General features: G+C 37.3%; 18 protein-coding genes and 1 rRNA gene. 10 read left to right on the top strand and 9 right to left on the bottom strand.

From position 1 onward, the window contains the following. From AC4G3N_RS09435 to dnaA, 8 genes are all read right to left on the bottom strand, one after another. Nucleotides 1-328: ribosomal RNA gene (locus AC4G3N_RS09435) — 16S ribosomal RNA — on the bottom strand; the annotation flags it as partial. Nucleotides 329-834: 506 nt separating this feature from the next. Next, nucleotides 835-3,387: a DNA gyrase subunit A gene (gene gyrA, locus AC4G3N_RS09440; RefSeq protein WP_491090093.1), complete on the bottom strand. Its 2,553-nt coding sequence runs from the start codon at nt 3,385-3,387 to the stop codon at nt 835-837. Between the two features lie 147 nt (nt 3,388-3,534). After that, nucleotides 3,535-5,457, bottom strand: a complete 1,923-nt coding sequence (gene gyrB / locus AC4G3N_RS09445) for a DNA topoisomerase (ATP-hydrolyzing) subunit B (RefSeq protein ID WP_066109747.1) — start codon at nt 5,455-5,457, stop codon at nt 3,535-3,537. 57 nt (nt 5,458-5,514) lie between these two features. Further along, nucleotides 5,515-5,751: an extracellular matrix regulator RemB gene (remB, locus tag AC4G3N_RS09450; RefSeq protein ID WP_066109744.1), complete on the bottom strand. Its 237-nt coding sequence runs from the start codon at nt 5,749-5,751 to the stop codon at nt 5,515-5,517. Nucleotides 5,752-5,761: 10 nt separating this feature from the next. Further along, nucleotides 5,762-6,880: a DNA replication/repair protein RecF gene (gene recF, locus AC4G3N_RS09455; protein WP_066109741.1), complete on the bottom strand. Its 1,119-nt coding sequence runs from the start codon at nt 6,878-6,880 to the stop codon at nt 5,762-5,764. An 18-nt stretch (nt 6,881-6,898) separates the two neighbouring features. Further along, on the bottom strand, nt 6,899-7,114 hold the full coding sequence (yaaA, locus tag AC4G3N_RS09460) for a S4 domain-containing protein YaaA (RefSeq protein WP_066109738.1): 216 nt from the start codon (nt 7,112-7,114) through the stop codon (nt 6,899-6,901). A gap of 113 nt (nt 7,115-7,227) precedes the next feature. Beyond that, entirely contained in the window at nt 7,228-8,361 is a 1,134-nt protein-coding gene (dnaN, locus tag AC4G3N_RS09465) for a DNA polymerase III subunit beta (protein ID WP_066109733.1), read from the bottom strand. 208 nt (nt 8,362-8,569) lie between these two features. Continuing rightward, entirely contained in the window at nt 8,570-9,922 is a 1,353-nt protein-coding gene (gene dnaA, locus AC4G3N_RS09470; protein ID WP_066109730.1) for a chromosomal replication initiator protein DnaA, read from the bottom strand. A 582-nt stretch (nt 9,923-10,504) separates the two neighbouring features. On the opposite strand from dnaA, the gene rpmH reads away from it, so the two are divergent. The 10 genes from rpmH to AC4G3N_RS09520 all read left to right on the top strand — a co-directional run bounded on the left by rpmH (nt 10,505) and on the right by AC4G3N_RS09520 (nt 19,881). Further along, nucleotides 10,505-10,639 carry a 50S ribosomal protein L34 gene (gene rpmH / locus AC4G3N_RS09475; protein ID WP_066109727.1) on the top strand — a complete coding sequence of 45 codons (135 nt, stop codon included), beginning with the start codon at nt 10,505-10,507 and terminating at the stop codon, nt 10,637-10,639. A 203-nt stretch (nt 10,640-10,842) separates the two neighbouring features. Then, nucleotides 10,843-11,184 carry a ribonuclease P protein component gene (gene rnpA, locus AC4G3N_RS09480; RefSeq protein ID WP_066109724.1) on the top strand — a complete coding sequence of 114 codons (342 nt, stop codon included), beginning with the start codon at nt 10,843-10,845 and terminating at the stop codon, nt 11,182-11,184. Nucleotides 11,185-11,323: 139 nt separating this feature from the next. Further along, nucleotides 11,324-12,097, top strand: coding sequence for a YidC family membrane integrase SpoIIIJ (gene spoIIIJ / locus AC4G3N_RS09485; RefSeq protein WP_066109790.1), 774 nt, complete (start codon nt 11,324-11,326; stop codon nt 12,095-12,097). Next, entirely contained in the window at nt 12,094-12,714 is a 621-nt protein-coding gene (gene jag, locus AC4G3N_RS09490; protein ID WP_066109723.1) for an RNA-binding cell elongation regulator Jag/EloR, read from the top strand. The genes spoIIIJ and jag overlap by 4 nt, the downstream gene beginning before the upstream one ends. Before the next feature lie 352 nt (nt 12,715-13,066). Beyond that, complete coding sequence (gene mnmE / locus AC4G3N_RS09495) at nt 13,067-14,452, top strand: tRNA uridine-5-carboxymethylaminomethyl(34) synthesis GTPase MnmE (protein ID WP_066109720.1); 1,386 nt, start codon at nt 13,067-13,069, stop codon at nt 14,450-14,452. Nucleotides 14,453-14,464: 12 nt separating this feature from the next. Continuing rightward, nucleotides 14,465-16,354 carry a tRNA uridine-5-carboxymethylaminomethyl(34) synthesis enzyme MnmG gene (gene mnmG, locus AC4G3N_RS09500; RefSeq protein ID WP_066109717.1) on the top strand — a complete coding sequence of 630 codons (1,890 nt, stop codon included), beginning with the start codon at nt 14,465-14,467 and terminating at the stop codon, nt 16,352-16,354. Nucleotides 16,355-16,365: 11 nt separating this feature from the next. After that, nucleotides 16,366-17,082 carry a 16S rRNA (guanine(527)-N(7))-methyltransferase RsmG gene (gene rsmG / locus AC4G3N_RS09505; protein WP_490995183.1) on the top strand — a complete coding sequence of 239 codons (717 nt, stop codon included), beginning with the start codon at nt 16,366-16,368 and terminating at the stop codon, nt 17,080-17,082. Nucleotides 17,083-17,220: 138 nt separating this feature from the next. Further along, on the top strand, nt 17,221-18,102 hold the full coding sequence (gene noc / locus AC4G3N_RS09510; RefSeq protein WP_066109711.1) for a nucleoid occlusion protein: 882 nt from the start codon (nt 17,221-17,223) through the stop codon (nt 18,100-18,102). A 182-nt stretch (nt 18,103-18,284) separates the two neighbouring features. Further along, nucleotides 18,285-19,046: a ParA family protein gene (locus tag AC4G3N_RS09515; protein ID WP_066109709.1), complete on the top strand. Its 762-nt coding sequence runs from the start codon at nt 18,285-18,287 to the stop codon at nt 19,044-19,046. Next, nucleotides 19,039-19,881, top strand: coding sequence for a ParB/RepB/Spo0J family partition protein (locus AC4G3N_RS09520; RefSeq protein ID WP_066109707.1), 843 nt, complete (start codon nt 19,039-19,041; stop codon nt 19,879-19,881). Before AC4G3N_RS09515 ends, AC4G3N_RS09520 begins: the two co-directional genes overlap by 8 nt. A gap of 30 nt (nt 19,882-19,911) precedes the next feature. Here AC4G3N_RS09520 and yyaC read toward each other — a convergent pair whose 3' ends face one another. Further along, nucleotides 19,912-20,550: a spore protease YyaC gene (gene yyaC / locus AC4G3N_RS09525; protein WP_066109705.1), complete on the bottom strand. Its 639-nt coding sequence runs from the start codon at nt 20,548-20,550 to the stop codon at nt 19,912-19,914. Between the last annotated feature and the right edge of the window lie 426 nt (nt 20,551-20,976).

Below are 20,976 nucleotides of genomic sequence, written 5' to 3' on the forward strand. Positions count from 1 at the left end.
GTCCCAGTGTGGCCGATCACCCTCTCAGGTCGGCTACGCATCGTTGCCTTGGTGAGCCGTTACCTCACCAACTAGCTAATGCGCCGCGGGCCCATCCCTAAGTGTTAGCCGAAGCCAACTTTCCTTCCAACACCATGAGGTGTTGGAAACTATTCGGTATTAGCACCGGTTTCCCGGAGTTATCCCAATCTTAGGGGCAGGTTGCCCACGTGTTACTCACCCGTCCGCCGCTAATCGTTGGGAGCAAGCTCCCTCAGATTCGCTCGACTTGCATGTATTAGGCACGCCGCCAGCGTTCGTCCTGAGCCAGGATCAAACTCTCCGAAAGATGTTTGATCTAGCTAAATTTTAAAGCAAATTGACGAGATTTTAAAAATCTCTTGTTTTTAGACTTGCTTGGCGTTTCGTTTTGTTTAGTTTTCAAAGAACAATCTGTTTTGTTGTCGTTTTGGCGACTTAACTATCATATCAAGTTAGCAACCTTTTGTCAACAACTTTTTTTTATTTAATGTTTGTGCATCCCGGTGTTTCCCGGTCAGCTAAATCAGTATATCAATTCCCAGGCAGGAATGCAACACTTTTTTATAAAAAACTATAAAACAAATATAATCAACTAATCGTATTAGCTTAAAGGTTTTAACTCTGCCTCTCTTATCATCTCCAATCTACAGATGAATGCTGTTATTAGCATGTATCAACTCCATATAAACAGCATAATATGATACGACCTCAAACCAATTTCTTTAAACAATCATTTATAAAAACAACACCTCTTTTAAAAAGAGGTGTTGTTAGTAAAAGCTATTTTGTATATACCAAATGTATTATCTCCTATTATTCTTCTTCAGGTGAATCCAGTGGTTCAACATCCGTGCCTTGTTCTGTTTGTTCTTCTGATTGTATTTCTGTTTGTTCTACTGTTTCTTCCTGCTCGTCATCCTCAGGAGAGTCTTCTTCTTTTTGTACCTTAGCTACTGTAGACACATATTGATCATCACCTGATTCAAGTCTGATCAATTTAACACCCATTGTATTTCTTCCTAAACGGGAGATCTGTCCAACATCCATACGAATAATAACACCCGCAGCAGTAATAACCATTAAATCTTCTTCACCTGTAACAGTTTTTACAGATACTAATGAACCAGTTTTATCGGTTATATTGCAGGTTTTAATTCCTTTACCGCCACGACTTTGAATTCTATATTCTTCTTCTCCGGTACGTTTTCCATACCCATTGCGAGTAACGATTAATATATCATCATTTTCTTCGAGTATATCCATACCTACTACTTCATCATTCTCGCTTAAAGTGATTCCTTTCACACCCGTTGCTGTACGTCCCATTGAACGCACATCAGTTTCTGGGAATCGGATCAATTGACCATCTTTTGTTCCAATGATGATGTTCCGGGTGCCATCTGTTAGTTTAACGGAAATCAATTCATCGTTATCACGCAAACCAACTGCAATCAATCCGTTATTTCTAATATTGGCAAAAGAAGATAATGGGGAACGTTTAGAAATCCCTTGTTTAGTAGTAAAGAATAAGAACCAATCGTCCACAAATTCTTCAACTGGGATAATTGCATTAATCCACTCATCTTTTTCAATTTCAAGTAAGTTTATAATTGGCAGACCTTTAGCTGTCCGTCCATATTCAGGTATTTCATACCCCTTCGAACGATATACTTTCCCTTTATTAGTAAAGAAGAGAATTGTATCATGCGTTGAAGTTGTTAGCAGATGCTCAACAAAGTCATCTTCATTGGTACCCATTCCCTGAATACCTCGTCCTCCACGACGCTGACTTCTGTATGTGGATGCTGGCAGTCGCTTGATATACCCTTTATTCGTTAAAGAGATAACGATATTCTCTTGAGGGATTAAGTCTTCATCCTCAATATGTTCCAGACCGGCCAAGACAATTTCTGTTCTTCTTTCGTCATTAAACCGTTCTTTAATTTCAGTTAACTCTTCACGAATTAAGTCAAGCAACTTTTCTTCATCAGCAAGAATGGCTCTTAACTCGCCAATCAATGTCATAAGCTCTTTATATTCGTTTTCGATTTTATCTCGTTCTAAGCCTGTTAACCTTTGCAGACGCATATCCAAGATCGCCTGAGCTTGCTTTTCAGTCAATTCGAATTTAGTCATTAATCCTTCTCTGGCAATATCAGTAGTTTGAGAGCCACGGATTAAGGCTATAATTTCATCAATATGATCAAGTGCAATTCGTAGTCCTTCTAAAATATGCGCTCTTGCTTCTGCTTTACGAAGTTCAAATTGCGTTCTTCTGCGAATAATTACCTTCTGATGTTCCAAATAGTAATAAAGCATTTGTTTCAGATTCAGAACCTTCGGCTGGTCATTAACAAGAGAGAGCATGTTGATGCCAAAGGTTGTTTGCATTGCTGTATGCTTATATAAATTATTTAAAAGTACGTTTGCATTCGTGTCTCTTCTTAATTCAATTACGATACGCATACCATTACGGTCTGACTCATCCCGTAAATCTGTAATACCTTCAATTTTCTTGTCACGTACCAAGTCTGCAATACGTTCAACCAGTTTGGCTTTGTTCACTTGGTATGGAAGTTCCGTTACAATAATGACCTGTTTACCGTTTTGTTTCTCTTCAATAAACGATCTTGCCCTTAACGTGATGGAACCACGGCCAGTTTCATAAGCTTTACGAATACCGCTTCTTCCTAAAATTTGACCTGCAGTTGGAAAGTCCGGACCCGGAATAATTTCCATCAATTCCTGTATGGAGATCTCAGGGTCTTTACTTAAAGCAAGCACACCATCAATGACCTCTCCTAACTGATGTGGAGGAATATTCGTAGCCATACCAACCGCAATTCCAGAAGAGCCATTTACAAGCAGGTTAGGAAAACGTGATGGAAGTACCACTGGTTCCTTTTCTGAACCATCGTAGTTGTCTCGGTAATCGATTGTATCCTTGTTTAAGTCTCTAACTAACTCCATTGATATTTTTGACATACGGGCTTCTGTATAACGCATTGCCGCAGCTGAATCACCATCAACAGATCCAAAGTTACCATGCCCCTCAACCAGCATATATCTAAGGTTGAAATCCTGAGCCATACGGACCATCGTGTCGTAGACTGCCGTATCACCATGAGGATGGTATTTACCGATAACTTCACCAACGATACGTGCCGATTTCTTAAATGCTTTATCCGACGTCATACCTAAATCATTCATAGCGTACAATACACGCCTATGCACAGGCTTCAACCCATCACGAACATCCGGAAGTGCTCTGGCTACGATAACACTCATAGCATAATCCAAGAATGATGTTCGCATTTCCTGACTTATATTTATTTCTTTAACCCTCGAGTTTTCCATTTCCGCCATGGAATTACCTCCTCTTATCCGCAAAATCCAGTTATACATGTAAAAAGACAGGATAGATGTTGTCTATCCTGCAGAAAAGATGTATGGATCGCTATTCCCCAATTCAATAACAATCCCATTGAAGTCATACTTAAAAATCAATCGAATTTATATATCTAGATTCTTAACTTGTAACGCATTTTCTTCAATGAAATTCCGACGCGGTTCGACTTTGTCGCCCATAAGCATTTCAAAGGTTTCATCTGCATCGATTGCATCTTCTAGACTAACCTGCAACAATGTTCTGTGCTCCGGATCCATCGTTGTATCCCATAACTGTGTTGCATTCATTTCACCCAAACCTTTATAACGCTGTAGACCAGGTTTTGGCTGGCTAGGGAGCTCACTCATAATACTTTCCAGCTCTCGATCATTATAAGCATACATTATACGCTTGCCTTGCTGTATTTTGTATAACGGTGGCTGAGCAATATAGATATAACCATTTTCAATAATCGGTCGCATATAACGATAGAAGAACGTCAACAATAAGGTTCTGATATGGGCACCGTCGACATCGGCATCAGTCATGATGACAACTTTATGATATCGTGCCTTCGTAATATCAAAATCCTCACCAATACCAGTTCCCAGAGCTGTTACAATCATTCTGATCTCTTGATTGCCAAGAATTCTATCCAGACGCGCTTTTTCCACGTTTAGTATTTTACCGCGTAAAGGCAAAATGGCCTGGAAGTGTCGATCACGGCCAGATTTTGCCGATCCGCCAGCAGAATCACCCTCAACGATGTAAATTTCGCTAATGGATGGATCTTTTGAAGAACAGTCAGCCAATTTCCCTGGTAAGTTGGAAATCTCCAATGCACTCTTTCTTCTTGTTAGCTCTCTAGCCTTTTTGGCTGCTGCTCTCGCTCTGGCAGCCATTAATCCTTTATCGATAATTTTTCTTGCGACACTAGGATTTTCAAGCATGAATTTCTCCATTTTTTCAGAGAAAATGGAGTCAGTAATCGTTCTTGCCTCAGAGTTACCAAGTTTAGTTTTCGTTTGTCCTTCGAACTGCGGATCAGGGTGTTTGATCGATACAATCGCAGTTAGGCCTTCGCGAACATCTTCACCGGTTAAATTTTGGTCATTTTCCTTGAAAATGCCGTATTTCCTTGCATAATCATTTATTACACGAGTTAAGGCTGTTTTAAATCCAGATTCGTGTGCTCCACCTTCATAGGTGTGGATATTATTGGCAAATGAATAAATATTACTTGTAAAACTATCATTGTATTGCAAAGCAACCTCAACAGAAATCCCATCTTTAGCACCCTCGACATAGATTGGTTCTTCGTGAAGTACCTCTCTCGTACGATTTAGATGTTCTACATAGGATTTAATGCCGCCTTCATAGTAATATTCATTTTCTTTACCATCTTCACGTTCATCCTTAATCGTGATTTTAATACCACGGTTTAAGAAGGCTAATTCCCTTAACCTTACCGCCAAAATCTCATATTCATATATAAGAGTTTCCGTAAAAATTTCACCATCAGGTTTAAATGTAATAGTTGTACCAGTACGATCGGATTCGCCTAAAATCTCAAGCTCGCCTTTTGGTGTACCTCTTTCAAAACGTTGAAGATGAATTTTCCCTTCACGTTCTACTTGGACAGACAATTCAGTAGACAGGGCATTAACAACTGAAGCACCCACACCATGAAGACCGCCGGAGACTTTGTAGCCTCCACCGCCAAATTTACCACCGGCATGTAAAGTTGTCATAATGACTTCTACTGCAGGACGGCCTACTTTTTCGTGTATACCAACAGGAATACCACGACCATTATCCTTAACCGTAATACTATTGTCTTTATTGATGAATACATTGATTTCATCACAATATCCTGCCAGTGCTTCATCAATACTGTTATCAACAATTTCCCAGACTAAATGGTGAAGCCCTCTGGAACTTGTGGAACCAATATACATACCAGGCCTTTTACGTACTGCCTCTAGCCCTTCAAGTATTTGTATCTGGTTTTCATCATAGGATTCTTTTTGTATTTCTTTTTGCTCCATTGTCAAACCATTTCACCTACACTTTTCATGCATTTATTTCGTATCTTATCGATTGTGTTACAACGTAGACATCTTTGCTGATTTTCTTTTCAAAGCAGTTAGTCCAATTGGTGAGAGATAGATGTGATGAACTGTAACCACAATTGATTTTGTATTACCTTCAGCCAGATCAATAACTTTATTTTCATCTAAAAATCTCTGTAATACAGGTGAATCTGTTAGCATTTTGGCATCAAGTGCCGTAACTAGTTCACTAGTCTTAATTACAGTATCATTTCCGACATGAAGATACATCTTAACCACCTCATTTCAATCTGGACATTGTTCCGCTTTTCACTTGAAAGGTTGCAGCTTCTCTCAATGTTTGATGATCGATTCCGTCTACACTTGTAGTCGTTACAAAGGTTTGTACCTTACCTTGAATGGTATTCAACAAATGCGATTGTCTGTAATCATCCAATTCAGATAGAACATCATCAAGCAAAAGAATTGGATATTCATTGATTTCTGAATGAATCAGCTCAATTTCAGCTAATTTTAAAGATAAGGCTGTTGTTCTTTGCTGGCCTTGCGACCCAAACGTTTGCACATCATGACCATTGACGAAGAATTGCAGGTCATCTCTATGTGGACCAATTAATGTTGTGCCTCGTTCTTTTTCTCTAGTACTTATTTTATCAAATTTTTCCTGAAATCTTTCTACTATTTTCGACAAGTCCATAGATTCTGATACCTCTATGGATGGTTTATATTGAATATCCAGCGTTTCTAGACCTCTAGAAATGCCTTTATGGATAGGTTTTGCCCAATTCTTAAGCAATTCAAGGAACTCAAACCTCTTTAAAAGAATTCTTGCAGCATAATGAATGAATTGGTCATTTAGAACCGCAAGCATAGCATCGTCAGCTCTTTTGCTCAGCTGTGCTTGCCTCAAAAACGCATTACGTTGATTGAGAATCTTTTGGTATTGGTTTATATCATGTAAATAAACAGGCGATACTTGTCCTATTTCCATATCTATAAAGCGTCTTCTGATTAAAGGGCTGCCCTTCACCAGGTTTAAGTCCTCCGGAGCAAACATAATCACATTCATATTGCCGATATACTGGCTCAAACGCTTTTGCTCCAAATGATTACTTTTAGCTTTTTTGCCTTTTTTGGAAATAATCAATTCCATAGGAAGAGGTCCTCTGTTTTTCAGTACTCTTCCCTCTATTTTAGCATATTCCTGGTCCCATCGAATAAGATCTTTATCATTGGAGGTGCGGTGAGATTTAGCCATGGCCAGTACATACATAGCTTCCATCACATTTGTTTTTCCTTGAGCATTTTCGCCCAGTATAACATTCACCTTATTTTCAAATTCGGCGGTCAGACTTTCATAGTTTCTATAATGTTGAAGACTAATCTTTTCAAGATACATATCTTTAGATCCTTTACTTTAATCCGTAATAATATAGGAACCGACATCCGGGATTTCAATACGGTCTCCAACCCGGAGCTTTCTGCCTCTGCGAACATCCAGTTCACCATTCACGTATACCTCATATTCTGAAAGAAACCATTTTGCGTTCCCGCCAGAGTCGATAATACTCGCTAATTTTAAAAATTGCCCGAGGGTAATATACTCGGTTTGAATACGTATTGATTCCATCATAATAATCCCACCTGTAAAAGTCTCTAAAAGTTTATTTTACTAAAAAATTTGGTTTTGCACAAAAAGAACCTGTTTCGATGCATATCCAAAAACAGGTTCTCAAAATTTTTAAATCAATATGTTCTAACAGGCAGTATTAACTGCAGCATACTATCGTCATCTACACCTTTAAGAACAAATGGTCTCATCGCTCCAGTAAAATTAATAGTCACTTCTGTTACATTCAAGGCTTTTAGGGCATCCATCATATATTTCGCACTAAAGGATATTTTTAATTCCTCTCCCTCAATCGTTTGAGTAACAATTTCCTCAGTTACTGTACCAACCTCTGGTGTATGAGAGGAAATTTCAATATAGGAATTTCCCATTGTAGAAAGCTTAACAACATTATTTCTGCTTTCTCTCGCTAATAAAGAAGCACGATCAATGGCATGAAGAAGTTCCTTTGTATTTATTCTAACATCTGTTTTGCTTTCATTCGGTATTAATCGAGAAGTGTCTGGATAATTACCCTCTAATAATCTGGAGAAGAATAATAAATTTTTTGATTTAAACAGTACCTGATTTTCTGTAAATATAATTTTTATTTCTTCATCCGTGTCATCGAGGATTTTACTTAATTCACTTAAGCTCTTTCCAGGGACGACTACACTGTAGCTATCACCATTCCCATTAATCACCGTTTTTCTCATAGCCAAACGATGGCTATCTGTTGCAATACAGATTAATTGCCCATCTTCTATGCGCCAGTTTACACCTGTCAACACAGGGCGTGTTTCTGAGGTGGACACTGCGAAAATAGTTTGACGGATAATATTTTTTAATAAATCGATTGGCATAGAATACATATGCTGTTCTTCCATTTGAGGAAGCTGTGGATAATCTTCAGCATTTAGTCCGTTTAGTTTATATTCAGCTTTTCCTGAACGAATAATTGTTTGCAGGTGTGCATATACTTCCAAATCAACTGTGCTCTCTGGAAGTTTTTTTACGATTTCAGCAAAGAAACGAGCCGGTAAAACGATTGATCCAGACTCTTTAATTTCAACTAGTTCATTGCCTTCTTCTTCTGCTGGAATGAATGATTCAATAGAGATATCAGAATCACTTCCTGTTAAAGTGACCCCTTCTTCATTTGCTTTAATTTTTATTCCAGTAAGAATTGGTATCGTTGTACGGGTTGATACCGCTTTAAGAACATCAGTAACACTTTGGACCAGACGGTCGCGCTGAATCGTAATTTTCATAAGTAATCCTCCCAGTATGATGATTGATTTTAGATACATATTTATTAATTTATTTATAAAAATAAAAGAAGAAGTAATAGTAGGGCCTGTGGAAATGTGGATAACTCAACTATTTGACCGAAAAACAGTCTATCCACATGTGGACAGACTGTGAGTAATCTTGATAGCAACTTAATTGATTATCAACAGTTAGTAACTGCTTCGTTGATCAGTGATTGTTAAGTTTTAAAGTAATTTCCTTAATATGATCCTGTAGCTGAGAATCGATTTGTAAAAGCTTAGATATTTTTTCATGTGCATGTATAACAGTTGTATGGTCACGTCCTCCAAATTCTTCACCTATTTTGGGCAATGAAGAGTCCGTAAGCTCTCTGGACAAATACATAGCAATCTGCCTAGGGAAGGCAACTGATTTTGTCCGTTTTTTAGCTTTAAAATCATCTAATTTTACATTAAAGTATTCTCCAACTGTCCTCTGAATATCCGATATAGCGATAATTTTTGGTTTCGAATTCGGAATGATATCCTTTAGAGCTTCGGCAGCTAAGTCTGCGTTAATATCCTTATTTATTAAGGAAGAATAGGCTACCACTCTTATTAGGGCTCCTTCGAGCTCACGAATGTTGGAATCGATTTGGTTGGCTATATAAATCATAACTTCATTCGAAATATCCAGTCGTTCAGCTTTTGCTTTCTTCCGCAGGATCGCAATCCTTGTTTCGAGATCTGGTGGTGTAATATCAGTAATCAGACCCCATTCAAAACGAGACCGCAACCGATCTTCAAGAGTCGGAATCTCTTTCGGAGGACGATCACTTGAGATAACGATTTGCTTACTTTCCTCGTGGAGTGCATTAAACGTATGGAAAAATTCCTCCTGAGTCGATTCTTTTCCAGCTAAAAATTGAATATCATCAATTAGCAGTACATCGACATTCCGGTATTTATTACGGAAATCTTCAGCACGGTTATCTCGGATTGAATTAATAAATTCATTTGTAAATTTCTCGGATGACAAATAAACCACTTTAGCTGATGGGTTGTGCTCCAATACATAATGGCCGATAGCATGCATTAAATGTGTTTTACCAAGTCCAACTCCCCCATAAATAAATAGAGGATTATAGGCTTTAGCCGGAGCTTCCGCTACAGCCAAGGATGCTGCATGGGCAAAACGGTTGCCGGAACCAATAACGAAAGTATCAAAAGTATACTTTGGTATTAATAAGGTTTGAGGTATCTCATGCTGATCGTCATCTGATTTTCTAACCCTTTTGGCCGGTGCTGGTAAATCATATTCTTCTTCCCTTTGGTTGTGAGGAATAATGAATTTAACTTCCAATTGTTCGCCTGTAGTTTCGTATAAAACCTCACCTATTACATCTGAGTAACGTTCCTCTAGCCAATCTCGGGCAAACTCGTTTGGCGCAATTACTGTGAGTGTATCCTTTTTTAAAGAATAAGCTTTTGTAGACTTCAGCCAGGTTTCAAAGCTTGGCTTGCTTATTTTCTTTTCTAATATTGATAATGAGTGCTTCCATAGCTCATCTATATTTTTCACTCGTCAATCCTCCTTCAAAGACAGCCAAACCACAATAAACTTGAATCAAAACAATATAAATAGGAAATGTATAAATATAAAAAACAATGTATAAGGAACATTATGGGGAATATAGGTTTTCGACAATATCCACTTCCTGTGGACAAAGTTATACGCTCCTGTGTAAAATCCTATCCACAGCTTATTAACAATCTGTGGATAATTATTTATGTGGATAAGTTATTAAGAATGAAAACAAAAAATATGATATCAAAAATTTGCTTGAGTTGCAACGTTTTTTGTTATTTATCCACAAGACTCAGTGAATGGGGATGAAAGTTTTCCACAAGAAGTGGGTTTGTGCAAAACCTGTCGAAAAGGGGTGTGGATTGTTAAATAGTGATAATTTAATTATCCACAACCTATCCATAGAGAACAAGGTAAATTTTAAAAATGAAATTTAAGCGATCCATATAAATTTATTTATTTGTAAATCAGAAGGTAGTTTTTAATGTTTGAAAGTATAAGTTGACAATTACGTATCACCATCTATATAATTGTAAAGACTGTCTTTAACTGTAATCCTCAGGGAGGTGTACTAATATGAAAAGAACGTACCAACCAAATAAACGTAAACACAGCAAAGTTCATGGGTTCCGTGCCCGCATGAGCACAAAAAACGGACGTCGTGTTCTTGCAGCTCGTCGTCGTAAAGGAAGAAAAGTATTATCTGCCTAGACCACTGACCATTTCAGTGGTCTTTTTTTAAGCTTATAGCGTTTTTTAATGATTAAGATGAGAAATAGATCAAAGTTATATACAGATTGGCGTTTTAATAATGCGTAAATTTGTTAATGATGTACAATGGAAATATAATGGGATTAGAAATAAATCGAAACCCATTTAAAAGTTGAACGTATGTGTTAGGTGCAGGTGGATATATGAACAAAGAGCGCAGGATTAAAAAGAATCAGGATTTCCAGGAAGTATTTAAAAAAGGTAAATCTTTTGCGAACAGGCAATTTGTTATTTACGTATTAAAGAAGGAACAGACAAACTTTCGTCTGGGTCTTTCAGTGAGTAAGAAAATTGGCAATGCAGTGACACGGAACCGTGTTAAACGTTATGTAAGGCAATCCTTTTTAGAGCTTGATGATCGAATCATGAAGGGGAATGATTACATCATTGTTGCAAGAAAACCGACCTCAGAAATGGACTTCCATGAATCGAAAGCGAGTCTAATCCATGTATTAAAGCGTGCTGGCGTCTTGAGAAAAATGTAGTGTAGGTTTTCTGTTATAAAAAAGCCTAAAACATTTAGGCGTAGACATCTAAAAGATGTTAAAATACATTCATTGGCATATAAGAGGTATTAATGCCTCTTAAGTAGTTAGGAGGAAATAAGGCTTGAAGAAGAAACATATGCTTCTCTTTGGTTCGGTTGTTTTTCTCATTGCTGTTCTATCAGGATGTAGTGAAGTCAATCAACCAATAGATTCAGAAAGTACTGGTATCTGGAATCAATACTTTGTTTATCCGCTTTCCTGGCTGATAATCAAAATGGCTGAGTTATTAGGTAATAAATATGGAATATCGATTATTCTGGTCACAATTTTGGTTAGATTATTGATTTTACCATTGATGATTAAACAAATTAAAAGTACAAAAGCGATGCAGGCTATTCAACCGGAAATGAATAGATTGAAAGAGAAATACAGCTCTAAGGATGCTGAAACTCAACAAAAACTGCAGCAGGAAACAATGGCTTTGTTCCAAAAACATGGGGTAAACCCATTGGCAGGATGTTTGCCGATTTTTGTTCAAATGCCGATTTTGATTGCGTTCTATCACGCAATTATGAGAACAACTGAAATTGCTAATCATAGTTTCCTATGGTTTGATTTAGGCGACAAGGATCCATACTTTATCCTTCCGCTAATTGCAGGTGCAACAACCTTTATTCAACAAAAAATATCCATGGTTGGACAGGATGATAATCCAACTATGCAAATGATGCTATATATTATGCCGATTATGATTATTGTGTTCGCAATTAACTTCCCGGCAGCACTATCTTTATACTGGGTTGTTGGTAATATTTTCTCGATTGCCCAAACTTACTTCATTAAAGGGCCTGATTTAAAGCAAGCAAAAGCCGATAAATCAAATGTAAAAGCCGGAGGTAAGAAAAAGTGAAACAAGTAACCGCTACAGCCCAAACAGTTAATGAAGCTGTTGAATCTGCTCTTAAGGAATTAAATACAACGAAGGAAAAGACTGAAATCCAAGTTGTAGATGAAGGGAAAAAAGGTTTTTTAGGCCTGTTTGGCTCAAGACCGGCTATCGTGAAGGTGACTGTAAAGCATGATCCGTTAGCAGAAGCAAAACAATTCATCGAGAATGTAGCAGAAAAAATGGGTGCAGAGGTACATGTTCATCATAAGCAAGAAGGCAAAGTTGTTACATTTGAGTTATCTGGTGAGAAAATAGCCATGCTGATTGGAAAAAGGGGACAAACATTAAATTCCCTTCAATACCTGACTCAGCTTGTAGTAAATAAGAACTCTACCCAATATCTAACGATCATGCTCGATGCAGAGGATTACCGGAGCCGAAGAAATGAAGCTTTAGTTAATCTTTCGGAAAAAATGGCTAATAAAGCTATCTATACAAAAAAAGAAGTTTCATTGGAGCCCATGCCATCATTTGAAAGAAAAGTGATTCATACGGCGCTGATGAATAATAAAAAAGTCAAAACGTACTCTGCTGGTACTGAACCACATCGTCATATCGTGATTTCGCCAAATAAATAGCGTGAACAAAATCTCCGAATGATTTCGGAGATTTTTTTTTGAATGCTTCCAGTTATAATTGATTGAATTTATCGGCTTTTAATAATTAAAAGAACTGGACTTTCTGATATCTAAACGAGTGTATTAGGGCAAAGTAGATATAAGGTGAAAAAAATATAAGAACAGAGTTCACAATTTAGCTGAATAATTTATATCTAAAAGGAAGATTGTGCTTAGATTCTTGTTATTCACATGTGGATAAGTTAAAATTATACGTACTGCATTTTAGTGGTTGTGGATAAGAGCGGCGGGTACAAATGGTATGTGTCGATTATTATAGATTTTTAATTTTGTTATGAAAGGAGTATAGGTCATGGATTTTGATACAATTGCTGCGATATCAACTCCGATGGGAGAGGGAGCAATCGGAATTGTTCGTATAAGCGGAGATGAGGCAATAAGTATCGCAGACTCTGTTTATCGGAGCCCTAAAGGGAAGAGATTGACTGATGTGCCAAGTCATACGATACACTATGGAAATATCATAGATCCTAAAACGAATACCATTATAGAAGAAGTAATGGTGACCGTTTTAAAAGCTCCAAATACATTTACTCGTGAAGATATCGTCGAAATTAATTGCCATGGCGGTTTAGTTTCCGTGAATAGAGTACTTCAGCTTATCTTAAGACAGGGAGCTACTTTAGCCGAGCCTGGAGAGTTTACAAAACGGGCGTTTTTAAATGGAAGAATTGATTTGTCTCAAGCGGAAGCTGTAATGGATTTAATCAGAGCGAAGACAGATAAAGCGATGAATGTAGCTTTAGGGCAAGTTGAAGGTAAACTGTCAAGATTGATAAAGAAATTGCGCCAGGATATCCTTGAAACACTAGCTCAGGTGGAGGTTAATATAGATTACCCTGAATATGATGATGTGGAGGAAATGACTCACCACTTATTTAAGGAACGCTGTGAATATGTCAGTGGGGAAATTGAAAAATTACTACAAACCAGTCATCAGGGGAAAATTTTAAGAGAAGGTATTTCAACCGTAATTGTCGGCAGACCTAACGTAGGAAAGTCTTCCTTATTAAATAGTTTGGTACAGGAAAATAAAGCAATTGTTACAGATATTCCAGGAACCACAAGGGATGTCATTGAAGAATATGTTAATGTAAGGGGAGTACCGCTTCGTTTGGTGGATACTGCCGGAATACGTGAAACAGAAGATATAGTAGAGCGTATCGGAGTGGAACGTTCCAGAGAGGTATTAAAGAAAGCAGATTTAATACTTCTTGTGCTAAATCATGCAGAAGAATTTACAGAAGAAGACCAACGTTTGTTTGAAGCTGTCAATGGGATGGATGTCATTGTGCTTATTAACAAAACAGATCTTCCTGGAAAGCTTGAAATTGATAAAGTTAAAGCTGTTGCAAAGAACTATTCGATTATTTTAACATCGCTAAAAGAGGATAAAGGTGTAGATGACTTAGAGGAAGCTATTTCTGGACTTTTCTTTGAGGGAAATTTAAATTCCGGCGATGCGACATATGTATCTAATTCACGTCATATAGCCCTTTTGAATAAAGCAAAACAGGCAATTGATGATGCACTGGATGGCATTAATGCCGGTGTACCAATTGATCTGGTTCAAATCGATTTAACAAAGTCATGGGAACTATTAGGGGAAGTTATTGGAGAAAGTGTCCATGAGAGTTTAATCAATCAGTTGTTTTCGCAGTTTTGTCTTGGGAAATAAGGAGGTAAAACAATGGCATATCATGCTGGTGAATATGATGTAATAGTAATAGGAGCAGGTCATGCGGGGAGTGAAGCAGGTCTTGCTGCTGCCAGACAAGGGGCTAAAACACTTGTATTAACAATTAATTTGGATATGGTTGCATTTATGCCCTGTAATCCATCAGTTGGTGGTCCTGCAAAAGGGATCGTAGTCAGAGAGATTGATGCTCTTGGTGGAGAAATGGGTAAAAATATTGATAAGACCCATATTCAAATGAGAATGCTCAATACAGGTAAGGGTCCGGCTGTGCGTGCGTTAAGAGCACAGGCAGATAAATTCGCCTATCAGAACGAAATGAAAAAAACGCTCGAAAATGAAAAGAATCTAACCCTCATGCAAGGGATGGTTGATCGCTTACTTATTGAGGATGGGGAATGTAAGGGCGTTATTACACAGACAGGGGCTATCTATCATTCAAAAGCAGTTGTTATTACAACAGGGACTTTTTTACGCGGAGAAATTATTTTAGGAGAATTAAAATACTCCAGCGGTCCAAATAATCAACAACCATCCATCAAGCTATCTGAACACCTTGAAGAGCTTGGATTAGATTTAGTCCGTTTTAAAACAGGTACACCGCCAAGAGTGAACGGTGATACAATTGATTACAATAAAACTGAAATACAACCTGGGGACGATGTACCAAGGGCATTTTCCTATGAGACAACGACCTATATTACGGATCAGTTGCCATGTTGGCTGACATACACAAATGAAGGAACACATACGATTATCGATAATAATTTACATCGATCTCCTATGTATTCTGGAATGATTAAGGGTACTGGACCGCGTTACTGTCCTTCAATAGAAGATAAAGTAGTTCGTTTTAATGATAAGCCACGCCATCAAATCTTCCTTGAACCGGAAGGCAGAGACACGAATGAAGTATATGTACAAGGGCTTTCAACAAGTTTGCCGGAAGATGTTCAAAAGGAAATCCTGGCAACCATACCGGGGCTCGAAAATGTACAGATGATGCGGGCTGGCTATGCAATTGAGTATGATGCTATCGTACCAACACAGCTCTGGCCGACATTAGAAACAAAAAATATTAAAAATTTATATACTGCTGGCCAAATTAATGGTACATCAGGTTATGAAGAAGCTGCTGGACAGGGGCTAATGGCTGGGATCAATGCAGGCCGCAGAGCTCTGAATGAAGAGGAGATTATTCTGAGCCGTTCGGATGCCTATATTGGGGTTCTGATTGATGACCTGGTTACGAAGGGAACGAATGAGCCTTATAGATTGCTTACATCCCGTGCTGAATATCGTTTATTGCTGAGACATGATAATGCAGACCTGAGATTAACAGAAATAGGCCATCGCATTGGATTGATCAGTGAGGACCGTTATGAACGCTTCTTGACTAAAAAGCAAGCTATTCAGAATGAAATCGAAAGGCTGGCTGCTACCATCATTAAACCAAATGAAACTACCCAATCTTATTTAAGAGAATGGGGAAGCAGTGAACTAAAGGATGGCATTCGCGGCAATGACCTGCTTAGAAGGACAGAATTATCGTACAAACATATCAGTCAATTAATTCCTGCAGAGAGTGAAGTTCCTGAGGATGTAGCAGAGCAGGTGGAAATACAGGTTAAATATGAGGGTTATATTGAAAAGTCGATTCAGCAAGTAGAAAAGCTGAAGAAAATGGAAAACAAAAGAATCCCTGATTTAATTGATTATGACGCTATTACAGGGCTTGCTTCTGAAGCACGTCAGAAATTAAAACAGGTTCGTCCATTATCTATGGCCCAAGCTTCACGTATATCAGGTGTTAACCCAGCTGATATTTCTATCTTGCTCGTTTATATTGAACAAGGGAAAATTGCAAAAATACCCCAAAATTAAGAGGTAAATAAATGAACATATCAGAATTTAAACATGCATTAGAGGAGAAGGGAATTGTTCTTTCTCCCTCTCAGCTTGACCAATTCGAAACGTATTTTAAGCTTTTGGTAGAATGGAATGAAAAAGTAAATCTGACAGCTATTACGGATAAAGAAGAGGTTTATTTGAAACATTTCTATGATTCCATCTCACCATCTTTCTTTATTGATTTTAATCAGGATCTTTCTTTATGTGATGTTGGAGCGGGAGCAGGGTTTCCCAGTATACCACTAAAGATTTGCTTTCCATCAATAAAATTGTCTATTGTAGATTCTTTAAATAAGCGGATTACCTTTTTAAAAACCTTAACAGATGAGCTGGGTTTACAGGATGTCAGTTTATATCATGATCGTGCAGAAACATTCGGGAAATTAGCAGCACACCGGGAACAATATGATTATGTTACGGCTAGAGCAGTTGCCAGATTATCGGTTTTAAGCGAGTTATGCCTTCCTTTAGTAAAAAAAGGAGGCAAATTTATCGCTTTAAAAGGTGCAGGTGCTGATGATGAAGTATTGGCAGGGAAAAAGGCGTTGACAATTTTAGGTGGTAAAATGGATCAGGACTTTTATTTCCAACTGCCAAAGGAAGACAGCAAACGTCATATTATCTTAATAGATAAAGTAAAAGAAACGCCAAAAAAATATCCACGAAAACCTGGAACACCAAATAAGCAGCCATTAGAGTAAACTTTATTGAGACGGATATTCTAAAAAACGGTATAATAAAGATAGTTATTACCAAAAAATGAGACAATCTGAACTTATTTAAATATGATTTTTGCCAATGATTAAGCTAGTTGGAAGTTTTTTAAAGGTGGTGTAGGGATGACAAAACATCCTTTTTCACGTTTTTTTGGACTTGGAGATAAAGAACAAAATGTTGACAGGGAATCGGAAATTGAGACGGAAAAAGAAGAAATAAACCATGACGAAATCCATAAATTACCTATTTCTTCAATTGTACCAAATCGTTTTCAACCAAGAAGTATTTTTGATGATGAGAAAATTGAAGAACTTGCTCTGACTATAGAAACGCATGGAATTATTCAACCCATTGTTGTCAGAGAAATCCATGATGGACAATTTGAAATAATTGCCGGTGAACGTCGATACCGAGCCATAAGTAAATTGGGTTGGGATAAAATTCCTGCCATTATTAATAATCTCTCAGACACTGAAACAGCATCTGTTGCTTTAATAGAGAACCTTCAACGTGAGGAATTATCTCCTATTGAAGAAGCTGTGGCATACAGTAAATTAATTGAACTGCATCAATTGACCCAGGAAGGTCTTGCAAACAGGCTTGGAATAGGACAATCTACGGTTGCCAATAAAATCCGTTTACTTAAATTGCCGCAGGTGGTTCAGAATGCGGTCATGCAAAAGGCAATCACAGAAAGACATGCACGCTCCTTAATCCCATTAAAAGATCCTGAAAAACAGGCGAAGCTTGTCGAAGAAATTATTGATAAAGGACTGAATGTGAAGCAGACAGAGGAACGAGTCAACAAACTGCTTTCAGCTGATGAAGACAAAAAGCCTCGTGCCATCCGAAAAGCATTCAGTAAGGATATGCGCATAGCGGTAAATACTATCCGTCAATCAATGAGCATGGTTAAGGATAATGGAATTAACTTAGACTCAGAGGAAACAGAGTTTGATGATTTTTATCAAATTACAATCCGTATTCCGAAAAAGAGGAAATAATAGTTTGATTAATTGATAACTTGGCAATCCGATAGGTTGCCAGTTTTTTTTATATAATCAAAACTTTTTACAAAAATCGATACTTTCTGTGTGATAATTTTAAATATATGAACTTTGAAAAATAGAAACATGTTAAAATAGAAACGTTATAAGTCTGAATGTAAAGTGAGGCAGGTGACAACATGGGAAAAGTAATATCTATTGCAAACCAAAAAGGAGGAGTTGGTAAAACAACAACCTCAGTTAATTTGGGGGCCTGCTTGGCGTACATAGGAAAGAAAGTTTTGCTAGTCGATGTTGATCCACAAGGAAATGCGACCAGTGGAGTAGGGATAGAGAAGGCTGATGTTGAACAATGCATTTATGATGTACTTATTGATGATGTGGATGTTGCTGATGTTATTAAGGCAACGAAAGTTGAAAACCTAGATGTCATACCGGCTACTATTCAACTTGCAGGTGCTGAAATAGAATTGGTTCCTACCATATCCAGAGAAGTACGCTTGAAAAGAGCGTTAGAAGCAGTCGTTAATGAGTATGATTATATTATTATTGATTGCCCTCCATCTTTAGGTTTATTAACTCTAAATTCCCTTACAGCATCTGATGCTGTGCTTATACCTGTGCAATGTGAATACTACGCCCTTGAAGGCCTCAGTCAATTACTTAATACGGTTAGATTAGTCCAGAAACATTTAAACCATGATTTAAAAATAGAGGGAGTATTATTAACCATGCTTGATGCCCGGACAAACCTGGGTATACAAGTCATAGATGAGGTTAAGAAGTACTTTCAGGATAAAGTATATAAAACGATCATTCCACGTACCGTACGTTTAAGTGAAGCACCAAGCCATGGTGAGCCGATTATTATTTATGATCCAAAGTCACGTGGAGCGGAAGTATATTTAGATTTGGCAAAGGAAGTGGTTGCAAATGGGTAAGGGATTGGGGAAAGGTCTTGATGCCCTTATTGCTAACATGGAAGTCAGCAAAGAAGAAGTGGTACAAGAGATTGCGATTAAAAATTTGCGGCCAAATCCATATCAACCAAGGAAATCTTTTCAGCCTGAAGCTATTGAAGAATTAAAGAACTCAATTCTTCAACATGGAATTTTACAGCCTCTGATTGTACGGAAAAGCAGTATTAAAGGCTATGAAATAGTGGCTGGAGAAAGGCGCTTTCGTGCTGCTAAAGAAGCAAAAATGAAAACTGTGCCTGCTGTAGTTCGTGAATTTGATGATCGACAAATGATGGAACTTGCTTTATTGGAAAATCTTCAAAGAGAAGATTTAAATCCAGTAGAGGAGGGTGCTGCTTATCAGTCATTATTGAGAAACCTTGATATCACTCAAGAAGAATTGGCGAAAAGAATGGGGAAAAGCCGACCTCATATAGCCAATCATATTCGATTGTTATCATTGCCTGCATTGATTCAGGATTATATTTCTCAAGGAAAATTATCAATGGGACATGGAAGAGCATTGTTAAGCCTGAAATCAAAAAAAGATATTAAACCTCTGGCTGATAAAGTAATTAAGGAAAATCTTAATGTTAGGCAATTAGAGGGGATCATTCAAGGTTTGAATGAAAGTGTTCCACGTGAAACAAAAAAAGTCCCTGCTAAGGATATATTTATTCAGGAAAGAGAAAATCAATTAAGAGAACGTTTCGGTACAACAGTTAATATTAAACAGAATAATAAGCGTGGGAAGATAGAAATAGAATTTTTCTCCAATGAGGATTTAGAGAGACTCCTTGAAATTTTAGAAAAATAAAAAACCATTTATATGGTTTTTTATTTTTCTCTATAAATTATTGTCATGTACCTTTTCTTCTTCGAAGTTCCAATTAAATGTTGTAGTTATGGAAGCGGCATGATTATAGGATAAACCGGCTAAATAAATACCTTTTGTAATAGCTTTAGCCATTTTTAAGACTAAATTTAAACGAGTATTTTGAAGCACAAAGTATTCCATAAATCCACTAACATTAACGATTCCTGTAATATGGGCTTCTCCCACATTGGGCAATTCTTTATTTACACCGGCACCAGGCTTTACAGGGCCTTTACCAACCTGGATAATTCCAACACTTTTAACTCTACCAAGACAAGCGTCTATTCCAATAATAAATGGATTTTCATGTATGCTATGAATATAATTAAGTTTTTCTTGTAAATTCACAGCATGGATTGGATCCTCTAATGTACCATATATATAAAAATTGGGCAGTGTTTTCTCACTTAACAATGTTCCAATTAAAGGACCAAGTGAATCACCAGTTGAACGGTCTGTACCGATACAAACAATGACAACAGGACGTACTTTATGAGAAGGGAGGATTGTGAGTAATTCTCTAGAGATAACATGGTGGGCATTCTCTTCCTCATATGATATTCGATTTGTTGTATTGCGTTGTTCAAAAAAAGAAGGCCTCATGTTCATAATTACCACTCCTCTGCAAAAGTACTATCAGTATACGGAAAATATAGGAATTTTATACACTGAACTTTGGAATATTTTGCAGACTTTCGAATCCTATATTCTTCCCATCCGGTTATCAGGTTGAAAATACTTGTCTTTTTATATACACTTTTTCCTTCCAAAGCTGAGATGTAGTAAAATGGTTAACGTTTCTTTTAAACAGATTGATTTATCATATGTATACCCAAGCATAAGGAATAAAGAAACATTGTCATTATTCATTTATATAGGTATTTAGATCCTAGTAGATTTGAATAAGTTATATTAAAAAAACATTTAGTTTCAATTCATATACCCAGGTAATAATAGTGAATGGTTCTTTATAGCGAATTTAGTGTGAAACGTTATTCTTATATGATGAAATGAAAGGAAAGAAATTAGAGAAAC

The sequence above is a fragment of the Bacillus sp. z50 genome (genome assembly GCF_058313585.1).

Excerpts from the sequence above, each read along its gene's own strand:
- rpmH (WP_066109727.1), top strand. The coding sequence starts at position 10,505 with ATGAAAAGAACGTACCAACCAAATAAACGTAAACACAGCAAAGTTCAT.
- mnmE (WP_066109720.1), top strand. The coding sequence starts at position 13,067 with ATGGATTTTGATACAATTGCTGCGATATCAACTCCGATGGGAGAGGGA.
- rnpA (WP_066109724.1), top strand. The coding sequence starts at position 10,843 with ATGAACAAAGAGCGCAGGATTAAAAAGAATCAGGATTTCCAGGAAGTA.
- noc (WP_066109711.1), top strand. The coding sequence starts at position 17,221 with ATGACAAAACATCCTTTTTCACGTTTTTTTGGACTTGGAGATAAAGAA.
- recF (WP_066109741.1), bottom strand. The coding sequence starts at position 6,880 with ATGTATCTTGAAAAGATTAGTCTTCAACATTATAGAAACTATGAAAGT.
- remB (WP_066109744.1), bottom strand. The coding sequence starts at position 5,751 with ATGTATCTTCATGTCGGAAATGATACTGTAATTAAGACTAGTGAACTA.
- AC4G3N_RS09520 (WP_066109707.1), top strand. The coding sequence starts at position 19,039 with ATGGGTAAGGGATTGGGGAAAGGTCTTGATGCCCTTATTGCTAACATG.
- dnaN (WP_066109733.1), bottom strand. The coding sequence starts at position 8,361 with ATGAAAATTACGATTCAGCGCGACCGTCTGGTCCAAAGTGTTACTGAT.
- gyrA (WP_491090093.1), bottom strand. The coding sequence starts at position 3,387 with ATGGCGGAAATGGAAAACTCGAGGGTTAAAGAAATAAATATAAGTCAG.
- yaaA (WP_066109738.1), bottom strand. The coding sequence starts at position 7,114 with ATGATGGAATCAATACGTATTCAAACCGAGTATATTACCCTCGGGCAA.
- yyaC (WP_066109705.1), bottom strand. The coding sequence starts at position 20,550 with ATGAACATGAGGCCTTCTTTTTTTGAACAACGCAATACAACAAATCGA.
- AC4G3N_RS09515 (WP_066109709.1), top strand. The coding sequence starts at position 18,285 with ATGGGAAAAGTAATATCTATTGCAAACCAAAAAGGAGGAGTTGGTAAA.
- gyrB (WP_066109747.1), bottom strand. The coding sequence starts at position 5,457 with ATGGAGCAAAAAGAAATACAAAAAGAATCCTATGATGAAAACCAGATA.
- rsmG (WP_490995183.1), top strand. The coding sequence starts at position 16,366 with ATGAACATATCAGAATTTAAACATGCATTAGAGGAGAAGGGAATTGTT.
- mnmG (WP_066109717.1), top strand. The coding sequence starts at position 14,465 with ATGGCATATCATGCTGGTGAATATGATGTAATAGTAATAGGAGCAGGT.
- spoIIIJ (WP_066109790.1), top strand. The coding sequence starts at position 11,324 with ATGCTTCTCTTTGGTTCGGTTGTTTTTCTCATTGCTGTTCTATCAGGA.